At 72.3% G+C, this 18,977-nt stretch carries 18 protein-coding genes; 9 read left to right on the top strand and 9 right to left on the bottom strand.

Annotation, left to right across the window (positions count from 1 at the left end; genetic code table 11):
• Positions 1–11: 11 nt before the first annotated feature.
• The 3 genes from IE311_RS24340 to IE311_RS24330 form a co-directional block, all read right to left on the bottom strand.
• On the bottom strand, positions 12–518 hold the full coding sequence (locus IE311_RS24340) for a hypothetical protein (protein ID WP_373313951.1): 507 nt from the start codon (positions 516–518) through the stop codon (positions 12–14).
• 244 nt (positions 519–762) lie between these two features.
• Positions 763–1,176, bottom strand: coding sequence for a PaaI family thioesterase (locus IE311_RS24335; RefSeq protein ID WP_189833923.1), 414 nt, complete (start codon positions 1,174–1,176; stop codon positions 763–765).
• Positions 1,177–1,180: 4 nt separating this feature from the next.
• Entirely contained in the window at positions 1,181–1,738 is a 558-nt protein-coding gene (locus tag IE311_RS24330) for a sigma-70 family RNA polymerase sigma factor (protein WP_189833922.1), read from the bottom strand.
• Positions 1,739–2,007: 269 nt separating this feature from the next.
• Here IE311_RS24330 and IE311_RS24325 point away from each other — a divergent pair, with 269 nt between their 5' ends.
• Both IE311_RS24325 and IE311_RS24320 read left to right on the top strand, forming a co-directional pair.
• Positions 2,008–3,231, top strand: coding sequence for a CapA family protein (locus tag IE311_RS24325; protein ID WP_189833921.1), 1,224 nt, complete (start codon positions 2,008–2,010; stop codon positions 3,229–3,231).
• 153 nt (positions 3,232–3,384) lie between these two features.
• Positions 3,385–4,239: a polysaccharide deacetylase family protein gene (locus IE311_RS24320; protein ID WP_229902117.1), complete on the top strand. Its 855-nt coding sequence runs from the start codon at positions 3,385–3,387 to the stop codon at positions 4,237–4,239.
• 96 nt (positions 4,240–4,335) lie between these two features.
• On the opposite strand, the gene IE311_RS24315 is transcribed toward IE311_RS24320, so the two are convergent.
• Positions 4,336–4,998, bottom strand: coding sequence for a class F sortase (locus IE311_RS24315; RefSeq protein WP_189833919.1), 663 nt, complete (start codon positions 4,996–4,998; stop codon positions 4,336–4,338).
• A 439-nt stretch (positions 4,999–5,437) separates the two neighbouring features.
• Between IE311_RS24315 and IE311_RS24310 the strand changes: the two genes are divergently transcribed.
• Positions 5,438–5,956, top strand: a complete 519-nt coding sequence (locus IE311_RS24310; protein ID WP_189833918.1) for a hypothetical protein — start codon at positions 5,438–5,440, stop codon at positions 5,954–5,956.
• A 119-nt stretch (positions 5,957–6,075) separates the two neighbouring features.
• On the opposite strand, the gene IE311_RS24305 is transcribed toward IE311_RS24310, so the two are convergent.
• The 3 genes from IE311_RS24305 to IE311_RS24295 form a co-directional block, all read right to left on the bottom strand.
• A complete protein-coding gene (locus IE311_RS24305) occupies positions 6,076–6,633 on the bottom strand; it encodes a hypothetical protein (RefSeq protein WP_189833917.1) in 558 nt (185 codons plus the stop codon).
• A 167-nt stretch (positions 6,634–6,800) separates the two neighbouring features.
• A complete protein-coding gene (locus IE311_RS24300) occupies positions 6,801–7,565 on the bottom strand; it encodes a bestrophin-like domain (protein WP_189833916.1) in 765 nt (254 codons plus the stop codon).
• A 49-nt stretch (positions 7,566–7,614) separates the two neighbouring features.
• Positions 7,615–7,776, bottom strand: coding sequence for a hypothetical protein (locus tag IE311_RS24295; protein ID WP_189833915.1), 162 nt, complete (start codon positions 7,774–7,776; stop codon positions 7,615–7,617).
• 1 nt (position 7,777) lies between these two features.
• Here IE311_RS24295 and IE311_RS24290 point away from each other — a divergent pair, with 1 nt between their 5' ends.
• From IE311_RS24290 to IE311_RS24280, 3 genes are all read left to right on the top strand, one after another.
• Positions 7,778–8,110, top strand: a complete 333-nt coding sequence (locus tag IE311_RS24290; RefSeq protein ID WP_189833914.1) for a hypothetical protein — start codon at positions 7,778–7,780, stop codon at positions 8,108–8,110.
• A gap of 799 nt (positions 8,111–8,909) precedes the next feature.
• Positions 8,910–9,722: an SAM-dependent methyltransferase gene (locus IE311_RS24285; RefSeq protein ID WP_189833913.1), complete on the top strand. Its 813-nt coding sequence runs from the start codon at positions 8,910–8,912 to the stop codon at positions 9,720–9,722.
• Positions 9,719–11,884, top strand: a complete 2,166-nt coding sequence (locus IE311_RS24280) for a putative bifunctional diguanylate cyclase/phosphodiesterase (RefSeq protein WP_189833912.1) — start codon at positions 9,719–9,721, stop codon at positions 11,882–11,884. The genes IE311_RS24285 and IE311_RS24280 overlap by 4 nt, the downstream gene beginning before the upstream one ends.
• Positions 11,885–12,030: 146 nt before the next feature.
• Here IE311_RS24280 and IE311_RS24275 read toward each other — a convergent pair whose 3' ends face one another.
• Positions 12,031–14,220 (bottom strand): TerD family protein, encoded by a 2,190-nt coding sequence (locus tag IE311_RS24275; protein ID WP_189833911.1) that lies wholly within the window; start codon positions 14,218–14,220, stop codon positions 12,031–12,033.
• 142 nt (positions 14,221–14,362) lie between these two features.
• The gene (locus IE311_RS24270) at positions 14,363–15,274 is read right to left on the bottom strand and encodes a LysR family transcriptional regulator (RefSeq protein ID WP_189833910.1); all 912 of its coding nucleotides are present in this window, start codon (positions 15,272–15,274) and stop codon (positions 14,363–14,365) included.
• A 96-nt stretch (positions 15,275–15,370) separates the two neighbouring features.
• Here IE311_RS24270 and IE311_RS24265 point away from each other — a divergent pair, with 96 nt between their 5' ends.
• Genes IE311_RS24265 through IE311_RS24255 form a run of 3 tightly spaced genes read left to right on the top strand, consistent with a single transcriptional unit; the run spans position 15,371 to position 18,810 of the window.
• Positions 15,371–16,096 carry a succinate dehydrogenase gene (locus tag IE311_RS24265; protein ID WP_189833909.1) on the top strand — a complete coding sequence of 242 codons (726 nt, stop codon included), beginning with the start codon at positions 15,371–15,373 and terminating at the stop codon, positions 16,094–16,096.
• Between the two features lie 3 nt (positions 16,097–16,099).
• On the top strand, positions 16,100–18,064 hold the full coding sequence (locus IE311_RS24260) for a fumarate reductase/succinate dehydrogenase flavoprotein subunit (protein ID WP_189833908.1): 1,965 nt from the start codon (positions 16,100–16,102) through the stop codon (positions 18,062–18,064).
• Positions 18,061–18,810, top strand: a complete 750-nt coding sequence (locus tag IE311_RS24255) for a succinate dehydrogenase/fumarate reductase iron-sulfur subunit (RefSeq protein ID WP_189833907.1) — start codon at positions 18,061–18,063, stop codon at positions 18,808–18,810. Before IE311_RS24260 ends, IE311_RS24255 begins: the two co-directional genes overlap by 4 nt.
• Positions 18,811–18,977 lie beyond the last annotated feature (167 nt).

Here is an 18,977-nt window from a genome sequence, read left to right as displayed (position 1 = left end):
GGCGGGCCCGCTCAGCGCAGATGCAGCGACAGGTGGGCGAGCGGCAGCCCCAGCTTCCAGGCGGGCAGCCAGATCTGCTCGTCCTCGTCGACCGGCGATCCGGTGTCGTCGGCCGTCCGGCCGTCGAGGTCGGCGGCGCGGACCCAGGTGTCGCGCAGGCGCCGCCAGGCCGCCTCGGCGAGCGCCAGGTCCGGGCCGTCGCCGCCGGCCGCGCGCCGGGCGGCGAGCCGCTCCTCGACCCAGGGCGGCCAGGGCCGGTCGTAGGCCGTGTGCCGCAGCCATTCGTCGATCCGGCCGGCGGACCGTCCGTCGGCCGGTCCGCCCGGCTCCTCGGAGAGGTGGACGGTGAGGGCCAGTGCCTGGAGACCGGCCCGGTGCTCCAGTGAGCCGGGGGCCACGAGCGCGGCGGCCCGCAGCACCTCGTCGGCCAGGTACTCGGCGCACAGCCAGGCCATCGGGACGGCGAGACCGCCGCCACTCGTGCCGCCGGCGCCGTTCGTGCTCTCGGGGCGCAACACTCCCACCTTCTCCCGGACATCGGGGACCCGAACGTGTGGGGGCCCGGGGAGAGCTTCCTCCGAGAAGGGCGCCCCCGGGTCCCGCTTTGCTCAACTCGCCCGTGTGGTTTCGGATACGTTTCCCGGCCGGATAGGTGCCGGTGGGATTCCTGATGCCAAGGGGGTCGTAAGGGACGGAGGAGCCGAATCGGGGGAGCCGGATCAGGGGGAGCAGGCCGGGCGGTGGGCCGCTACGGCGCGGGACTCAGCCGAGCAGTGCGTACACCGCGGTCGCGTGGGCCGCGATCTCCTCCGAGCCCTCGGCCGTCATGGTGATGTCGGCGAAGGCCATCCGCTTCCCCACCTTGGTGAGCCTGGCCCGCACCAGGACGTCGGAGCCGACGACCGCCCGCTGGAAGCCGATGGACTGCTGGACGGTGGTCATCGGCACGAAGCCGTCCCGCGCCGCGGCGACCGCGATCACCGTCGCCGTGTCGGCCGCCGCCATCAGGGCCTGACCGGAGAGGCCACCGCCCTCCCTGGCGAGCCGGTCCGACCACGGGAGCCGGAGCACGGCCCCGTGGCCGTCGACGGAGTCGACGGTGAGGCCCAGATCGAGGACCCAGGGCGCGAAATTGTCGGCGAGGATCTTTTCGGCGGCGGCGGGTGTCAGCGTCACGGCGTCATTGTGGGGCCGCGACGTGTGGCCGGGCAACGGCCGCGCGGCGTGGCCGGTAGCCGGGCAGCGACCGGCCGAGCTGGCGCAGCGCGTAGTGCGAGCGGGACTTCACGGTCCCGGCGGGGATGCCGAGTTCGACGGCGGCCTCGTTGACGGTCAGGCCGTGGAAGTAGAGCCGGACGAGCACGGCGCGGTGCTCGGGGCTCAGCTCGCGGACGGCCGCCCGTACGTCGAGGGCCGCTTCGGCCGAGGCGGTGGGGTCGGCGGGGTCGGGCGTCACCGCGAGGACGCCGTCCCCCGTCTCGGCGGGCCGGGCGAGGCGTGAGCGCCGGGCGTCGATGGCGAGTCGGCGCGCGACGGTGAAGAGCCAGGGGCGCATCGACGCGTAGGGGCCGTCGAAGGCCTCGGGGTGCTGCCAGGCCCGTACCAGGGTCTCCTGGGCGAGGTCCTCGGCCCGCTGCCGGTCCCCGTAGGTGAGCCCGAGCAGGAAGGAGAGGAGCGCGGGGCCGTGGTCCCGCTGAAGCTCCTCGAGGGTCCGTTCGTCGGTGGTCGCCGTGGTCATGCTCGCCGCCTCTCCCGCGTCGTCGTCCGGGGCGTATACGAACGCATCCGCACGGCGAGGGACAGGGAACGGACATCGGTCTGCGACGAACGGTCGCACCGAGCGGCGAATGGTACGGCGAACGGTCGTACGGCGATCAGACGGAGTCGCTGCGTCCGTTTCAGCGGGGTTCATGACTTTCTGCGGCCTTGACCCTTGACTGCGGCTTTCTCGCGAGATCAATTCGTATGAACAAGTGTTCATCCTATGAATCGGGCGGAGTGCCGCACATGACCTCACGCACCAGATCCGCGGGCGTGGTGGCGCTCGCCGCCGTCCTGCTCGCGGCGGCGACCGGTTGCACGGGCGGGAGCGTGGCGGGCGGACCGGGCGGCGACACTCCCGGTCCCGAGGCCGGGACCGGGCGGGGTTCGTCGCGCCCGGCCGTCCCGTCCGCCGCACCCGGCGGGGCCTCCGCACCCGCCGGATTCACCCTCGTCGCCTCGGGTGACATCCTCCCGCACGACTCGATCATCCGCCGGGCGTCCCAGGACGCCGGCGGTGACGGCTACGACTTCGCCCCCATGCTCTCCGGGGCCGCGTCCGTCGTCTCCCGGGCGGACCTGGCCATCTGCCACATGGAGACCGTGTACGGGAGGAAGGGCGGGCCCTACACCGGATACCCCGCCTTCAAGTCCCCGCCCGAGATCGCCGCCGCGCTCAAGGCCACCGGATACGACTCCTGCTCCACCGCCTCCAACCACACGCTCGACGACGGCGCTGCGGGCCTGGCCCGCACGCTCGACGCCCTGGACGAGGCCGGTGTGCGCCACGCCGGATCGGCCAGGACCGCCGAGGAGGCGGCGAGGCCGACGCTGCTCGATGCGGGGGGCGCCACGGTGGCCCAACTGGCCTACACGTACGACACCAACGGCTACCCGATGCCCGAGGGGCAGCCCTGGGCGGTCCGGCTGCTCGACGAGCGGAAGGTCGTCGCCGACGCGCGCGCCGCCCGCGCGGCCGGTGCCGACGTGGTCGTGGTCAGCGTCCACTGGGGAAGCGAGTGGCAGACCGAACCCGATGAGCGGCAGCTCTCCCTCGGCCGCGCGCTCACCGCCTCGGCGACCGGCGGCCGCCCCGACATCGATCTGATCATCGGCACCCACGCCCATGTCCCGCAGGCCTACGAGAAGGTCAACGGCACCTGGATCGTCTACGGGATGGGCGACCAGATCGCCGGGGACATGATCAACCACGAGGGTGCCTTCGACCCTCGGGGCAACCAGGGCAGCATCGGCCGTTTCACCTTCGGCCCGCCCAGGAAGCCCGGCGGGCGCTGGGAGGTCACCAGGGCCGAGTTCGTCCCCCAGTGGTTCGACACGGCCCGGGGCAGGGTGGTCAACCTCGGCGCCGCCGACGGCTCGGACCCACGCCACATCGAGATCCGCGACACGATCCGGCAGGTGGTCCTCGGTCGCGGCGCCGGCCGGGACGGCCTGGTGATGGGCAGGTAGCCCGCACGACGCGGTGGGGCCGGTCACGCCGCGACGGCGAGTGGCCGGCGGTCCGCGCCATCGGCTCATCGGGTGCATTCGGAGGGGCGGCCGGTGTCGGTGAGCGATGCGGACCCTCATCCGTACGAACTATTAGTCATGAAAAAGGATCAGATGACGAGTGGGCGTCGGGCGGTGCTGCGGCTCGCCGCGGCCCTCGCGGCCGGCGCCACCCTCGGAGTCCTCGCGACGGACCGGCTCGCGGCCCCCGAGCAGGCCGTCGGCGCCGCACCCCCCGCCCCGCCCCGCGGCGGCACCGCCGGAGCGGCGGGCCCCCAGGCGCGGGCCGCCCGGCCGCTGCCCGCCTCGTACCGGCTCCAGCCGATGACCGCGTACGCGCCCCCGGCCTTCCGGCGTGCGACGCCGCCGGTGCGGCAGCGGCCCTTCCTCAGCATGTCCGGGGTCGGCCGGTCGATGGTGCTGACCTTCGACGACGGCCCGGACCCCCGCTACACCCCGGCCATCCTGGAGGCCCTGCGCCGTCACGACTGCCGGGCGATGTTCTTCGTCTGCGGCGAGATGGCCGTCGAGAACCCGGACCTGCTGCGGGAGATGGCCGACGACGGCCATGTCGTCGGCAATCACTCCTGGTCCCATCCCCTCATCCCCAGACTGCGGCCCTCCCGCATCCGCGACGAACTCGGCTCCACCAGCGAGATCGTCGAGCGGACCCTCGGCACGGCTCCGCTCTGGTACCGCGCCCCCTACGGGGCCTGGAACCGGCACTCCTTCGAGATCGGAGCCGAGCTGGGCATGGAACCGCTCGCCTGGACCGTCGACACCCTGGACTGGAAGGAGCCCGCGGACGCCGACACCATCGTCCGCCGGGTCCACGACGGGGCCGCCCCCGGCGCCGTCGTGCTCTCCCACGACGCCGGTGGAAACCGCGCCCAGAGCGTGACCGCCCTCCGCCGCTATCTGCCCGAACTGCTCGACGCCGGCTACCGGATCACCGTGCCCGGGCGCTGACCGCGCCGTGACGAGGGGCGCCGGCGCCGACCGCGCCACGACGAGGGCCCCGGCACCCGAGGTGCCGGGGCCCTTCGCCGCACCCGTCCGGGCCTTCTAGCGGGAGCCGATCATGCGCGCGTACACGACGACGTTCCCGTCGTAGCCACGCGCCCGTGTGTAGCCGCCGCCGCACGTGATGACCCGCAGCTCGGGCGCACCCGTGTCGGCGTACACCTGCACGCCGGGGAAGTTGTCCTTCGAGTACACCTCGAGCCCGTAGATCTCGAAGACCGCGATCCGGCCGTCGTACCGCTCGACCTCGATGTGCTGCCCCTTCTCCAGGGACCCCAGGCCGTAGAAGACCGCGGGCCCCTGCGCGTTGTCCACATGGCCGACGACCACCGCGGTGCCGCGCTGGCCGGGGGAGATCCCGTTCTGGTACCAGCCGGCGAGGTTGGCGTCCTGGGGCGGCGGGGCCGCCACCCAGCCGTCCGGGTCGAGGCCCACGTCCATGATCGGGGCCGCGACCTGGATCGCCGGGATCTTGATCCGGGAGGCCGGGGCGAAGGGCAGCGGCTCCAGACCCTCGGTCGCCCCGTCCTGCGGCGGGGTGACGGGGCGCGCCACCGGACGGGCCGCCGCGGCGGGCTGCGGAGGCCCGAGCGCGACGTCCGCTCCGTTGCGCATCATCGCGATCCCGGACAGCATGGCGAGGGCCAGGACGCCCCAGGGTTGGCGTCTCCTACGCTCGAAGACGCGGAAGTCCTTCGGGGGCATGGTTCTCCCTTCGTGGCGTCGGACAGAACGGTAAAGGCGACCCGACGGGCCGTCGCGCCGAGCGGTGCGAACGGGTGGGACCCCGCTGCCGGACGGGTGTCGGACCGGGTACGGGAGTGGGCACGGGAGCGCGCCCCCGTCCCCCTGTCCTCGTGTCCCGGGCCTCCCGCACCCCGTGGGTGCCCGGGGAGGCGGGCTGCCGACAGGTGGGTGACACGGGGCTGACCCATCCGAGTAATCGTCAGATAAGCGACCCGGTCCGCTCTGACCTGCGCTTCTTCCTCCTCCGAGGGGTCGATTCCGGGCGTGTCGCCTCACCGGGGTGGCCCAGTGCCGAAATGCAGAGCTCGCCCTGACTTGTGATGGTTCGTCATGGAAGGCGTACTCGTCGAAACTCCCGGAGCACCGCTTTGGGGCGTCTTCCACTGGAGGTTCAACCATGCGTGCTGCACGCACTCTGGCGGTGACCGCCACCGCGATCGCGGCGGTCGGCCTTTCGGCCCCCCTCGCCGCCGCCACCTACGGTTCGGGCACTGTGCTCAGCGGTGGCTCCAACAACACCCCGAGCAACGTCACCGTCAGCCCCTTCGAGGTCCACCCCGGGTCGACGCTCACGATCACCGCCAGGGGCTGCAACCGTGGCGGCACGGTCACGTCCAACGCCTTCCCGGACGCCACCCTCTCGGGCGGCAACGGCGTCTCCACCGCCGTCGCCCGCGTCTACAACAACGCCACTCCCGGCAACTACAACCTGGCCGTCAGGTGCAACGGCGGCTCCAACGTGGTCACGGAGCCGTTCCGGGTCCTCCCGGGCCGCGGCGCCCAGGGCGGCCTCGGCGGCTCGCTGGCCCCCAGCTCCACGGAGATGGCCGTCGGCGGCAGCCTGGTCGCCGCCGCCGCGCTCGGTGGCGGGCTCTTCATCGTCCGTCGTCGCCGTATGACCGGTGCGGGGGTCTGACCGGTCGAACCTCCCGGTCGGCCCGCTCCGCCCGTCGCCCCCGAGTCCCGTCCGGGACCCGGGGGCGACGGGCGTCCACGGACGCCCGGCACCCACCGGTCACGAGGAACGACCGCCGCTCAGTGGCGGCGGGCCGCGCCGGAGCGGCGACGCACCACGTACACCCCGCCGACGGCCGCGGCGAGCACGAGCGCACCGCCCGCTGCCAGTTCGAGCGGCTCGACGCCGCCCACCGAACCGCCGAGACCACCCTGCACGCCACGTGGGGGAGTGAGGATGGTGGAGCTGATCGTCGGGGCGGCGGTGGGCGTGCCGCTGATCGTCAGGGTCACGGTGTCCGTGATCCCGCCGGTGCAGTTGAACGCCACCGTGTACACAGCGCCTCGTCGGGCGTCCGCGTCCACGGTGGCGATGGCCGCCGAGCCCGGTGCGATGGTGACGGTGTCGAAGATGCCGGCCGAGGCCGTCGCCGTACTGGCGCAGCCGGGGGCGCTGAGCGTCACCCGTCCGCCCGGGGCGACGAGCGAGGGCGACACGACGAAATCGCCCGGTGCCTTGGCCCGCGCTGCCCGCGGGTTCGGTGCGGGGGCACCGTCCGCCGCGAAGGCGACGGGGGCGGCCAGGGCGAGGGCGGCCGCCCCCAGCAGGGCTGTCGATGCGGCACGTATCGCGCGCATGGTGAATCCTCCGGGTCCCGAGGGGCAGCCGCGAAAGGGGGTTTCCGCGAAAGACCGTGCGTACACCTCGATGCCGGACACGCTAGGAGCGCACTATCACAGCCGCGATCCCAGACGTGCGAATGGGGCACGGATGTCCCTCGACCGGCCCACACGGCCGTGTCGCGTCATGGTGTGAGGTGCGGGAACAGATCGGTGAACGGCGCGGCGGTGGCCGAGATCCCCCGGCCGAACGGCGCGTCGAAGTCCCAGATGAGGAACAGCAGGAACGCGATCAGCACGCTGAAGAGCCCGGCGAGCAGCAGTTCGCGTCCGGTTCTGCGGATCTGCAGGGTGAAGATCAGGCCGACCGTCACCAGGGCGCCGATGATCAGGCCGAACCACACGACCCCCGGCATGGTCGCCCCCGCGTTCTGCCCGCGGGCCCCCCGGGCGTCGTCGGCCGCCGCCACCTGATCGACCAGGGGCTGGTACGCCTGTCCCTCGAAGTCGTCGGCCGGCCGGTAGTCGGTGACGCTGCGCCGCACCTTCTCCAGGAGCGCGGTGCCCTCCTCGCTCAGCTCGCCGTGCTCGGACATGTACGTCCACTCGTCGCCGACCACATAGGTGACGTACGCGTCGACGTCGGCGCGGATGCGCTCACGGACCGCCTGCGGGTACACCTCGGCGCGGGCCGAGATCTCGTGCATCGCCTGGGCCTCCTGACGCACGGTCTCCTGGGCGGCCCCGCGGGCCTCCCAGACGCCGGCGATGGCGAGACCGAGGACGATCGCGTAGATGACGCCGATCATCATCGTCATGTACTCGATGACGTCCGGGGTCTCGCTCGGATCGTCGTCCTCGGTGATCCGGCGGTTGTTGATGACGACGATCGTGAGCACGACGGCGCACGCCGCGGCCATCGCAAGGGTGAGAACAAGCCATTCGGACATGGATTCCTCCTGTGGGATTCAGAGAGGTGAAGGGCCGGCGGGCGGCGCGTCACTTGGACCGGGCGCGCAGGATGGCCGTCGCGAGGACCGCGGGCGCGGTGATCATGAGGGTCGCGGTGACGACGGAGGTGCCGCTCTTCGGCTCGGCACGCGTGGCGCGGCGGTAGTGGGGCAGCGCCACGGGGCCGGGCGCCGGGGGCCGGGGGCGCACGGTGGGAGGAGGCGTCGGGCTCGGGCTCGGCGGCGGTGGCGGTGGCGGGGCGGCCGCGGGCTCCGGCGGCCTCGTGGTCGGAGGCGCGGGCGGCGGTGGCTCCGGGCGGGGTGCGGGCCTGGTGGCCGGTGGCTTCGGCACGGGCCGGGGTGGGGCAGGGGTGGGCGGCGGAGGCGGCTCCGGCTTCGGCGAGGGCGTCGGGGAGGGGGACGGTGGTTCGGGCGTCGGCGTCGGGGAAGGCGTGGGTGTCGGGGATGGCGTGGGCGTCGGCTCGGGCGTGGGGGACGGGCACGGCGGAGGTGGCTCGGTGGGGCAGGGCTTCGGGTGGTGGTGATGGTCGTGACCCTTGCCCTTTCCCTTCCCGTGACCCTTCCCGTGGTCCTTCCCGTGGCCCTTGCCCTTCCCTGAGCCGCCGTGGCCGTGGCCGTCGCCGGCGATCGCCACCGCGACGTGGGAGCCGCCCTGGCCGGTCGAGGCGTAGGCGCAGGCGTCCGCGGCGGCGGGCACCGGGGTGGCGAGCAGCCACACCAGTCCGAGGGCCGCCAGCGGCCGCGCGAGGAGTGATCCGTACAGAGACACGCCGTCGAGCTTGATCACAGTTGTGGGGCGCCGGGGCGGATTCGAGCGGGATTCGCCGGATGGAGCGGATCTTCCGACGATCCGGTTTGACGTTTCGCCTCGCACGTGGCGGGCCCGGGCGGTTCGGCGGGGCTCAATGCCCGGGTATCGCGGGGCAGATGGATTCCGGGAGACGGCGGAGGAGGTCCGTTCCGGCCTCGGATCGATAACTGTCCGGTTGTCGCCCTGTCGGACGGGAAGGAGAACGGGGCATCCTGCACCGGCGACCAGACCCCTCCGGCGGCAACAGCCGAGGTACGGGCGGGCCCTGGGCGTCCACCGCGGGGTGCCGCACGCGGCCGAAGAGCCGACGCACACTCATATGCACGTGAATTTGCACAGCCTGAAGGCGTGAACTCTTCGCTGCGAGAGCACGTGCCAATGGCGTGTGACCAAGAACGGACCGCGAATTTCCGTTTCTACTCGCTCTCTCGGCGGGCGATCAGTAGCCTCACCTCGAACACCGGCCGCGAACACATGGCCGCATCCCCCATGGCGACTTGTTGGAGACATTGATGGAGCGTCCCGCCTGGGCTCCGCCTGGTATCGACATCTCGGTGCCGAGCGTGTCCCGTATGTACGACTTCTATCTGGGCGGCTCGCACAATTTCGAAGTGGACCGGGAAGCGGCGCGCAAGGCCATGGAGTTCATGCCTGGTCTGCCCAAGATCATGCAGGCGAACCGTGCCTTCATGAGGCGTGCCGTCCGCCACGCCGTTGACAACGACGTCACGCAGTTCCTGGACATCGGATCCGGCATACCCACGTTCGGCAACGTGCACGAGGTCGCCCGTGCCGCCGACACCGCCGCGCGCGTCGTCTACGTCGACCACGATCCGGTCGCCGTGGCCCACAGCCGCGCCGTCCTCGAGGGCGACGAGGGCGCCGCGGTCGTCGCCGCCGACCTGCGCAAGCCGGCCGACATCCTGCACAGTCCCGAGGTCACCCGACTCCTCGACCTGGAGCGGCCGGTGGCGCTGCTCCTCGTCGCCGTCCTGCACTTCCTGGAGGACGAGGACCGGCCGTACGAGGCCGTCACCGAACTCCTCGACGCGCTCGCGCCCGGCAGCCTCCTCGTCCTGACCCACGCCTCGTACGAGGGCATCCCGCTCTCCCAGGAACAGGCCGGCGGCACCGTCGGGGTCTACCGGAACATCCGCAGCCCGCTGGTGATGCGCTCCGGCGCCGAGATCACCCGCTTCTTCGAGGGCACGGAGCTGGTCGATCCCGGCCTCGTCCCGATGCCCGAATGGCGACCGGAGAGCCCGGTCGAGGAGGAGGATCCCTACGCCTTCTCCGGTTTCGCAGGGGTGGGGCGCAAGGCGTGAAGGTCCCTTCTCAGCCGTCCGGCGGCGTTGCCGAAGCCGACGGCCCCGAGGACAGACTCAGGCGGTTCGTCACCATCTGGAGCCGCGCGATCTTCCCGGTGACCGCCACCTCGCTGACCCGTACCGAGTTCGAGGTGCATCTGCTGCCGCTCGCGCGCACCCTGAACGACGCGCTGCACGCCCGGCCCTTCGACACGGCCCCGGCCCAGCGCGCCGGCGCGGCGCTCGTCGCCGCCCACTGCACCGACCCGGACGCCCTCGGCCGCAGCCTCGGGGTCGTCGACTCCTACCTGGTGCTCTACTGCGGTACGGAGTCGGAGCTCCCGGCCGAGGAGCTCCGGGCCCGCTGCGCCCGGCTCCAGCACGCCATGGCCACCGGCTACGCCCAGGCCCTGCGCGAGCGGACCCGCTCCGAGCAGGAGGCCATCGCCCGCTCCGCGCTCTCCGCCCGCAGCGCCGCCGAGATCGCCCTGCACGCCACCGAGAGCCGCTTCCGCGCGGTCTTCGACGGGGCGGCGATAGGGATCGGCATCGCCGACCTCGACGGCAACGTCCTGGAGGTCAACGAGACCCTCACCCGCATGTTCGGCGGAATGGAGGGCCCGCTGCGCAGCCGGAAGGTCAGCGAGTGGGTCCACCCGGAGGACGGCCCGCACGTCTGGAAGCTGTACGAGGAACTCGTCCGCGGCGAGCGCGAGTCCTACCGCGTGGAGAAGCCGTACTACCGGGGCGACGGAACGGTTCTGTGGACCAACCTCACCGTCTCGCTGCTCCGCGACGCCGACGGCACCCCCCAGTACCAGCTGGCCCTCATGGAGGACACCACCGAGCGGCGCCTGCTCCATCTGCGCCTGCGGTACGAGGCCACCCACGACGCGCTGACGGGACTCCCCAACCGGACCCTGTTCTTCGAGCGCCTCGAAAAGGCCCTCGCGCCCGGCGACAACGCCCGCTTCGGTCTCTGCTACCTGGACCTCGACGGCTTCAAGGTCATCAACGACAGTCTCGGGCACTCCACCGGGGACCGGCTGCTCGTGGAGGTCGCCGACCGGCTGCAGAGCTGCGTCACCGGTGCGGGCGAGATGGTGGCCCGGCTCGGCGGCGACGAGTTCGTCGCCCTCACCACCGCGGCGGGCGGCGAACGCGATGTCACCGAACTCGCCGACCGCATCCTCGCGGCCCTCGCCACCCCCCTCAGCATCGACGGCCGCGAACTGACCGTCCGCGGCAGCCTCGGCGTGGTCGAGGGACCGGCCGGCGAGCGCACCCCGGCCGAGGTGCTGCGGAGCGCCGACATCACCATGTACCGGGCCAAGTCGGCGGGCGGCAACCGCTTCGAGCTCGCCGACCCCGAGGCCGACGCCCGCGCGATCACCCGGCACGGGCTCACCACGGCCCTGCCGACCGCCCTGGAGCGCGGCGAGTTCTTCATCGAGTACCAGCCGCTCGTCCACCTCGACGACGGCAGTGTGCACGGCGCGGAGGCGCTCGTCCGGTGGTGCCACCCGCAGCACGGTGTGCTCGGCCCGGACCGCTTCATCCCGCTCGCCGAGGACACCGGCCTCATCGTGCCGCTCGGCCGCTGGGTGCTCCAGGAGGCCGTGCGGCAGGCCCGCTTCTGGCAGACCCGGCACGCCGACGGCGGCCCGCTGCGGATCAACGTCAACCTCTCCCCGACCCAGCTCCACCACCCGCGCCTGGTGGCCGACACCGTCGACGTCCTGGAACGGTCGGGGCTCGATCCGGGTGCGCTCTGCCTGGAGGTGACCGAATCGGCGCTCATCGGCGCCGACGAGGACCTGCTCAAGCCCCTGCGGCAGCTCGCCGAGATGGGCGTCGACATCGCGCTCGACGACTTCGGCACCGGCTACTCGAACCTGGCCAACCTGCGCCGTCTGCCGGTGAGCGTCCTCAAGCTCGACCGCTCCTTCACCCGGGGCATGCAGCAGCACCCGGTGGACCCGGTCGACCTCAAGATCGTCGAGGGGATCGTCTCCCTGGCGCACAGCCTGGAACTCGCCGTCACCGTCGAGGGCGTGGAGACCGGCGCACAGGCCCGCCAGCTGCGCGACCTCGGCTGCGACACGGCCCAGGGCTGGTACTACGCCCGCCCCGGCGCCCCGGACCGCATCCACTCGCTGCTCCTGGCGGACGCGGTCTGAGAGCCGGACGTACGAAACCGGCCTCCCCGCACGAAGCGGGGAGGCCGGGAAGAGAGACGGGGGAGGAAAGCGGAGAGGCTATATCGGCAGATGATGTGCTGAGAAGGAAGCCTCTCCATGGCCTCGCCCCGCAACGACCGTAACACTCAGGCGGGCAGCAGGTCGCGCAGATTTTCCGGGGTGATCACCCGTGACCCCGGGGGCAGCCCCTCGGGACGCTCCAGACCCAGGTAGGTGACCGGCGTCCGCGGCACCGAACGGCCGTCCCACGGCGCCACCGGGGTCCCCGACTCCTCCATCAGCGACACCAGGTGCCGTACCGTCAGCGACTTCCGCCCGAACAGACCGCGCAGCAGGACCGCGATCGACACCCGGTGGTCCTCGACCTGGTTGGCCGACGGCTTCCCGCGCAGGTAGAGGTGGAGCCAGTGCGCGTGCCAGCGACCGTCCTCGTCGCGGCGGAACGCCAGCGGCAGCGCGACCCGGCCGGGGCCCCGCAGATCCGACTTCGTCCGCACCGTCCGCGGCTCGAACGGGCGTCCCTCCTGTGCCGTGTCGCGCAGCATGAAGCCGAAGAAGCACTCGGCCGTCTCGTCGAAGCCCTCGCCCGCGTAGACGTGCACCTGCGGCACGACGAAGGTGCCGCGCACCGCACCCAGCCGCAGGTCGATGAACTCGGAGGCCCCGTCCGGCGCTTCGGTGACATCCCCCGAGTGCACGCCCTCGACATCGGAGAGCGCGGTGTACGAGAGCCAGGTGACGGTCGCGTACTCGCCGTCCAGGACGAGGGCGGACAGGTCGTGGTCGGTGGTGTGCCGCTCCTCCCGCCAGTACGTGAAGAAGCGCAGAAGCTCGCCCTCGACCGGCGAGACCGAGCCGCGCGGCAGCACTCCGAGCCCCGCCGGGGCCGCCCGGCCGCTCAACGGCAGTGCCACATCGAGTATCTGAGGATCGATCAGCAGCGGCCCCGGGTCCGGCAGGCGGCGCCGGGTCTCCGCGTCGAGCAGGCCCGCGAGCCGCTCGCGGACGGCCTCCGGCAGCGGCGGCCGCGTGTCGGCGGTGGCCCATGCCCGGCCTTCGCGGTTCACGAAGACCCGGCGCGAGGGAGTGCCCGTCCCCGCCAGGCCCGCCCGGTTGTGGACGTGCTCGCGCAGCGACAGGACCACCCGGCCCGAGACCCGCGGCGCGGCCCGCTCCACGGCGGCGAGGACCGTCTCCCACTCCGCGTCCTCCTCCGCGGAGCGCAGGAGCCGGTCCGCGGCGCGGAAGAGCCGGCCCGGGGCGTGCGAGGCCAGCAGGTCCGCCGCGCCGGTGAGGTCCCCCCGTGCCAGCAGCGCCTCCACGCGTCCGTCGAAGGACGGGGCCCTGCGCTCACCCCTGGCCACGGCGAACACCTCGGCCGCGTGCGGCCAGTGGGGGTACTCGTGGGGGTGCAGCCGCTCCCCGAGCCGCTTCCACGTCTCCCCGTGCGCGGAGACGTCCGCGAGCTTGCCGGGGGAGGCGGCGACGAGCGCGTCGAGGCCCGCGAGCAGGGCCCGGCGGTGTCGGCGCGGCAGGGAGCGGAACCGGGTCGGCTCGCGGAGGGTGACATCGCCGTCCACGAGCGCGCAGCCGAGCCTCAGGACATCGGTGACGGTGTCCAGGAACGGAGCCGCGCCCGCCCGGAGCCGTCCGCGGTTGACCACGGCGCGGTTCTCACGGACGGGGATCTCCTCGGGGCCGTCCGGGTCGTGCGCGTGGTGCTCGGCGAGGAGCGCCAGATCCCCCAGGTGCTCCGCGCCCAGCGGGGTCGTGCTGCCGGCCAGGGCCCGGTAGAGCGCCCCGACCTCCTCCCGGGCCTCTCCGCCGGGGTGGAGCACGGTAAGCCGGTCACCGGCCGACGCGATCAGCTCGTCGTGCCGCGCGACCATCTCCTCGTACGTGTGCGGGTAGCGGCCGTACGCGGGGAGACTCAGCAGGTCGAGCACACCGGCGCGCAGCCGCCGGAGCAGCCCGGCGCGGGCGTCGCGCTCACCCACCGCCCGGGCGAAGCACTCCGTCCAGAAGTCGAGGGTGTCCGGCACGTTGGCCGGGAAGTCGACGAAGTAGACGTTGTGCCGCACATGGTCGCCGACGAGTTCGCGGACCGTGGCCAGGGTGCGGACGGCGGTCTCCACGACCGTCGGCTCGGCGAACCCCGACAGGCGCTCCAGCAGCTCGCCCGACAGCTTGAACCCGGCGGTCATCAGTGCCGCGTCGAACCTGCGCGCGGCGGCGGCCCCGTCCCCCGAGGGGCCGGTGGGGGAGGGGAGACGGCGGGTGTGCCGGACGACCAGGTGTTCGAGCGCGTGGACCATGGGTGCATGCTCGCAGCCGCCGACGGCCTGCCGCACGCGGATTTACGGGGGGTACGGGGAGGAGTGACGGGGCCGGGCCGAGCCGAGGCGGTTGCAGGGGCGGGCCGGAGTCGAGGTGGCTGTGGGGGCCGGGCGAGGCGCCTCAGTCGATGTCCATCGCCCTCTCGGGTTCGCCCCGCCGGGAGGCCAGCAGCATCCGCTGGAGTTCCCGTGCCGCTCGCGGCGGCGCCACGTCGCTCCGGTGCGCCAGCGCGATGGTCCGTCGAAGCCCCGGCCGGGCGAGTGCGGTGACGCGCAGGTCCCGGCCCGCGCGCGCCGCCACCATCGCGGGGACGACCGCGAGCCCGAGCCCGGCCCGTACGAACCCGAGGACCGCGTCCAGCTCGCCGCCCTCGACCGTGAAGGTGGGCTCGAAGCCCTCCGCCCGGCAGGCCGCCACGGTCAGTTCCCGCAGGTCGTAGCCGTGCCGGAACATGACGAGTGGCTGTTCCCGCAGATCCTTGATCCGCACCGGGCGGCCGGGCGCCGACGCCGAGGGGGAGGAGACCACCACCAGGTCCTCCCGGAGCAGCTCGACCGTCGTGAGCGCCGGTGACGGCGTCGGCAGCGGCAGCACCACGAGCGCCAGGTCGAGGGCGCCGCGGGCCAGCTCGCGTACGAGATCGTGCGAGCCGCTCTCCTCGATGAGGAGCTCGATCCCGGGGTGCAGGTCGTGGAAGGCCCGCAGCACGTCGGGCAGCAGCCCGGTGCAGATGCTCGGGGTCGCGCCGAGCCGTACCCGGCCCCGCTTGAGCTGGGCCAGCTCCTGCACCTCGATCCGGGCCGTCTCCGTGTCGGCGAGGATCCGGCGCGCGAGCGGCAGCAGGGCCTCGCCGGCGTCGGTGAGCGTGATGTTGCCCCGGGCGCGGCTGAACAGCTCGGCGCCCAACTCCTGTTCCAGTGCCTTGATCTGCTGGGAGAGGGAGGGCTGCGAGACATGGACGCGCTCGGCGGCCCGGGTGAAGTGACGGGTCTCGGCCACGGCGACGAAGTAGAGGAGCTGCTGGAACTGCATGGGCCCAGCCTAGAGGACATGAATAGGCGACGCCTATTGAGATCAGCCGGACCATGTCTTGGACCTCTCGGGCCCTTCGGCTCTAGCGTCGAGGACATGGCTCTGGCACCCACGAGGGACCGGACGACGGGCCGCCCGCCGTCCCCCACACCGTCACGCGGATTCCTGTCATCGACCCTCGGCAAGAAGACGGTCATGGCCGTCAGCGGGCTGCTCATGCTCGGCTATCTCGTCGCCCATGTCGCCGGCAACCTGAAGGTCTTCTTCGGCCCCGAGGAGTTCAACGCCTACGGCCACTGGCTGCGGGTCATGGGCGCCCCCGTGCTGCACCACGCGTGGGCCCTCTGGCTCGTCCGGATCGTGCTCCTCGCCGCCGTCGTCGCCCACGCCGTCTGCGCGTACCAGCTCAGCCGCCGCGACGTGCGGGCCCGCCCCACCGCGTACGTCCACCGCCGCAGGCGCGCCTCGTACGCCACCCGCACCATGCGCTGGGGCGGGATCATCCTCGCCCTCTTCATCGTCTGGCACATCCTCGACCTGACCACCGGCACCGTCCACCCCGGCGGCTTCGAGGAGGGCAAGCCCTATCAGAACGTCGTCGACACCTTCTCGACCTGGTACGGCAACGTCATCTACATCGTCGCCATGCTCGCCGTCGGCCTCCACGTCCGCCACGGATTCTGGAGCGCCGCCCAGACCCTCGGCGTCGGCAACGCCCGCCGCGAGCGCCTGCTGCGCGCCGCGGCCAACACCCTCGCGCTCGTCCTGACCGCGGGCTTCGTCTCCGTCCCCGTCGCCGTCATGACCGGAGTGGTGAGCTGATCCATGAACTCCACCGGACCCACCGAATACGCCGCCTACACCACCGGCGACCCGCTCGCCGACACCAAGGCCCCCGCCGGACCCGTCGCCGAACGCTGGGACACCCGCCGCTTCGAGGCGAAGCTGGTGAACCCGGCCAACCGCCGCAAGCACCGGATCATCGTCGTCGGCACCGGACTCGCGGGCGGCTCCGCGGGCGCCACCCTGGCCGAACAGGGCTACCACGTCGTCCAGTTCTGCTTCCAGGACTCACCGCGCCGCGCCCACTCCATCGCCGCCCAGGGCGGCATCAACGCCGCCAAGAACTACCGCAACGACGGCGACTCCATCCACCGCCTCTTCTACGACACCGTCAAGGGCGGCGACTTCCGCGCCCGCGAGTCCAACGTCCACCGGCTCGCCCAGATCTCCGTCGAGATCATCGACCAGTGCGTCGCCCAGGGCGTCCCCTTCGCCCGCGAGTACGGCGGACTCCTCGACACCCGTTCCTTCGGCGGCGTCCAGGTCTCCCGTACCTTCTACGCCCGCGGCCAGACCGGACAGCAGCTGCTCCTCGGCGCCTACCAGGCCCTGTCCCGGCAGATCGCCGCAGGAAACGTGGAGATGCACGCCCGTACGGAGATGCTCGACCTGGTCGTCGTCGACGGGCGGGCCCGGGGCATCGTCGCCCGCGACCTGATCACGGGAGAGATCTCCACCCACTACGCGGACGCGGTGGTCCTGGCCAGCGGCGGCTACGGCAACGTCTTCTACCTCTCCACCAACGCGATGAACTCCAACGCCACCGCCGTCTGGAGGGCCCACCGGCGCGGCGCGTACTTCGCCAACCCCTGTTTCACCCAGATCCACCCCACCTGCATCCCGCGCACCGGCGACCACCAGTCCAAGCTGACCCTGATGAGCGAGTCGCTGCGCAACGACGGCCGGATCTGGGTCCCGAAGGCCGAGGGCGACACCCGCCCCGCCGCCGAGATCCCCGAGGACGAGCGCGACTACTACCTGGAGCGGATCTACCCCTCCTTCGGCAACCTCGTCCCCCGCGACATCGCCTCCCGCGCCGCGAAGAACGTCTGCGACGAGGGCCGCGGCGTCGGCCCCGGCGGGCAGGGCGTCTACCTCGACTTCGCCGACGCGATCCGGCGGATGGGCCGCAGGGCGGTGGAGGAGAGGTACGGCAACCTCTTCGACATGTACGAGCGGATCACCGCGGAGAACCCGTACGAGGTCCCGATGCGGATCTATCCCGCCGTCCACTACACGATGGGCGGGCTCTGGGTCGACTACGACCTCCAGACCACCGTCCCCGGCCTCTTCGCCGTCGGCGAGGCCAACTTCTCCGACCACGGGGCCAACCGGCTCGGCGCGTCCGCCCTCATGCAGGGCCTCGCCGACGGCTACTTCGTCCTCCCCGCGACGATCAACGACTACCTCGCCCGTCACCCCCACGCCCAGCCCGTCACCGACGAGCACCCGGCCGTCCGGGAGGTGCTGGCCGAGACCGAGGACCGGCTGAACCTCCTCCTCGCCGTCGACGGCGACCGCACCCCCGACTCCTTCCACCGCGAACTCGGCGAACTCATGTGGGAGTACTGCGGGATGGCCCGCACGGAGGCCGGCCTGCGCACCGCCCTCGCCCGGATCCCGGAGATCCGCCGGGAGTTCTGGAGCCGGATCAAGGTTCCCGGCACCGGCGAGGAGTTCAACCAGTCCCTGGAGAAGGCCAACCGGATCGTCGACTACCTGGAGCTCGCCGAGCTCATGTGCCTCGACGCGCTCCACCGCGCCGAGTCCTGCGGCGGTCACTTCCGCGAGGAGTCCCAGACGCCGGACGGCGAGGCCGCGCGCCGCGACGAGGAGTTCTCGTACGCGGCGGCCTGGGAGTTCGGCGGCACCGGCGGGTCCCCCGTCCTCCACAAGGAGGACCTCGCCTTCGAGTACGTCCACCCCACCCAGCGGAGCTACGCATGAGGCTCACCCTGCGCGTCTGGCGCCAGCGGAACGCCGACACCCCCGGCGCGATGTCCACCTACGACGTGGACGGCATCTCCGCCGACATGTCCTTCCTGGAGATGCTCGACACCCTCAACGAGGACCTCATCCTGCGCGGCGAGGACCCCGTGGCCTTCGACCACGACTGCCGTGAGGGCATCTGCGGAGCGTGCAGCCTCGTCATCAACGGCGACGCCCACGGGCCCGAGCGGACCACCACCTGCCAGCTCCACATGCGGTCCTTCCACGACGGGGACACCATCGACGTCGAGCCCTGGCGGGCCTCCGCCTTCCCCGTCGTCAAGGACCTCGTCGTCGACCGCTCCGCCTTCGACCGGGTCATCCAGGCCGGCGGCTACATCACGGCCCCCACGGGCGCGGCCCCGGAGGCCCACGCCTCCCCCGTCCCCAAGGCGGACGCGGACTCCGCCTTCGAACACGCGGAGTGCATCGGCTGCGGAGCGTGCGTGGCGGCCTGCCCCAACGGCTCGGCGATGCTCTTCACCTCGGCCAAGGTCAACCATCTGAACGTACTGCCCCAGGGGTCGCCCGAGCGCGAGACCCGGGTCCTCGACATGGTGGCCCAGATGGACGCGGAGGGCTTCGGCGGCTGCACGCTGACGGGCGAGTGCGCGACGGCCTGTCCCAAGGGGATCCCGCTGCCGTCGATCTCGGCGATGAACAAGGAGTGGCTGCGGGCGCGGAGGAAGGCGGCCCGGGGCTGAGTCCGGATCAGGACAGTCTGAGGGCGTGGGCTCCGCCACACATCCCACCCCGGAGCGAAAGATCATTCACAAAATGATCACTTTCTCCGTAAGATTTTCGCTTCGGGGTGTCCCCGTCCGCGTGGACAGCAAGATCAACTCCGTTCAAATCTGTACTTTTCACGACA

Origin of the sequence: Streptomyces zaomyceticus (assembly GCF_014656215.1) — a bacterium.
Taxonomy (GTDB): Bacteria; Actinomycetota; Actinomycetes; order Streptomycetales; family Streptomycetaceae; genus Streptomyces; species Streptomyces zaomyceticus.
Note: the sequence above shows the minus strand (reverse complement) of the source record. Positions and strands in the feature narration are given on the sequence as shown.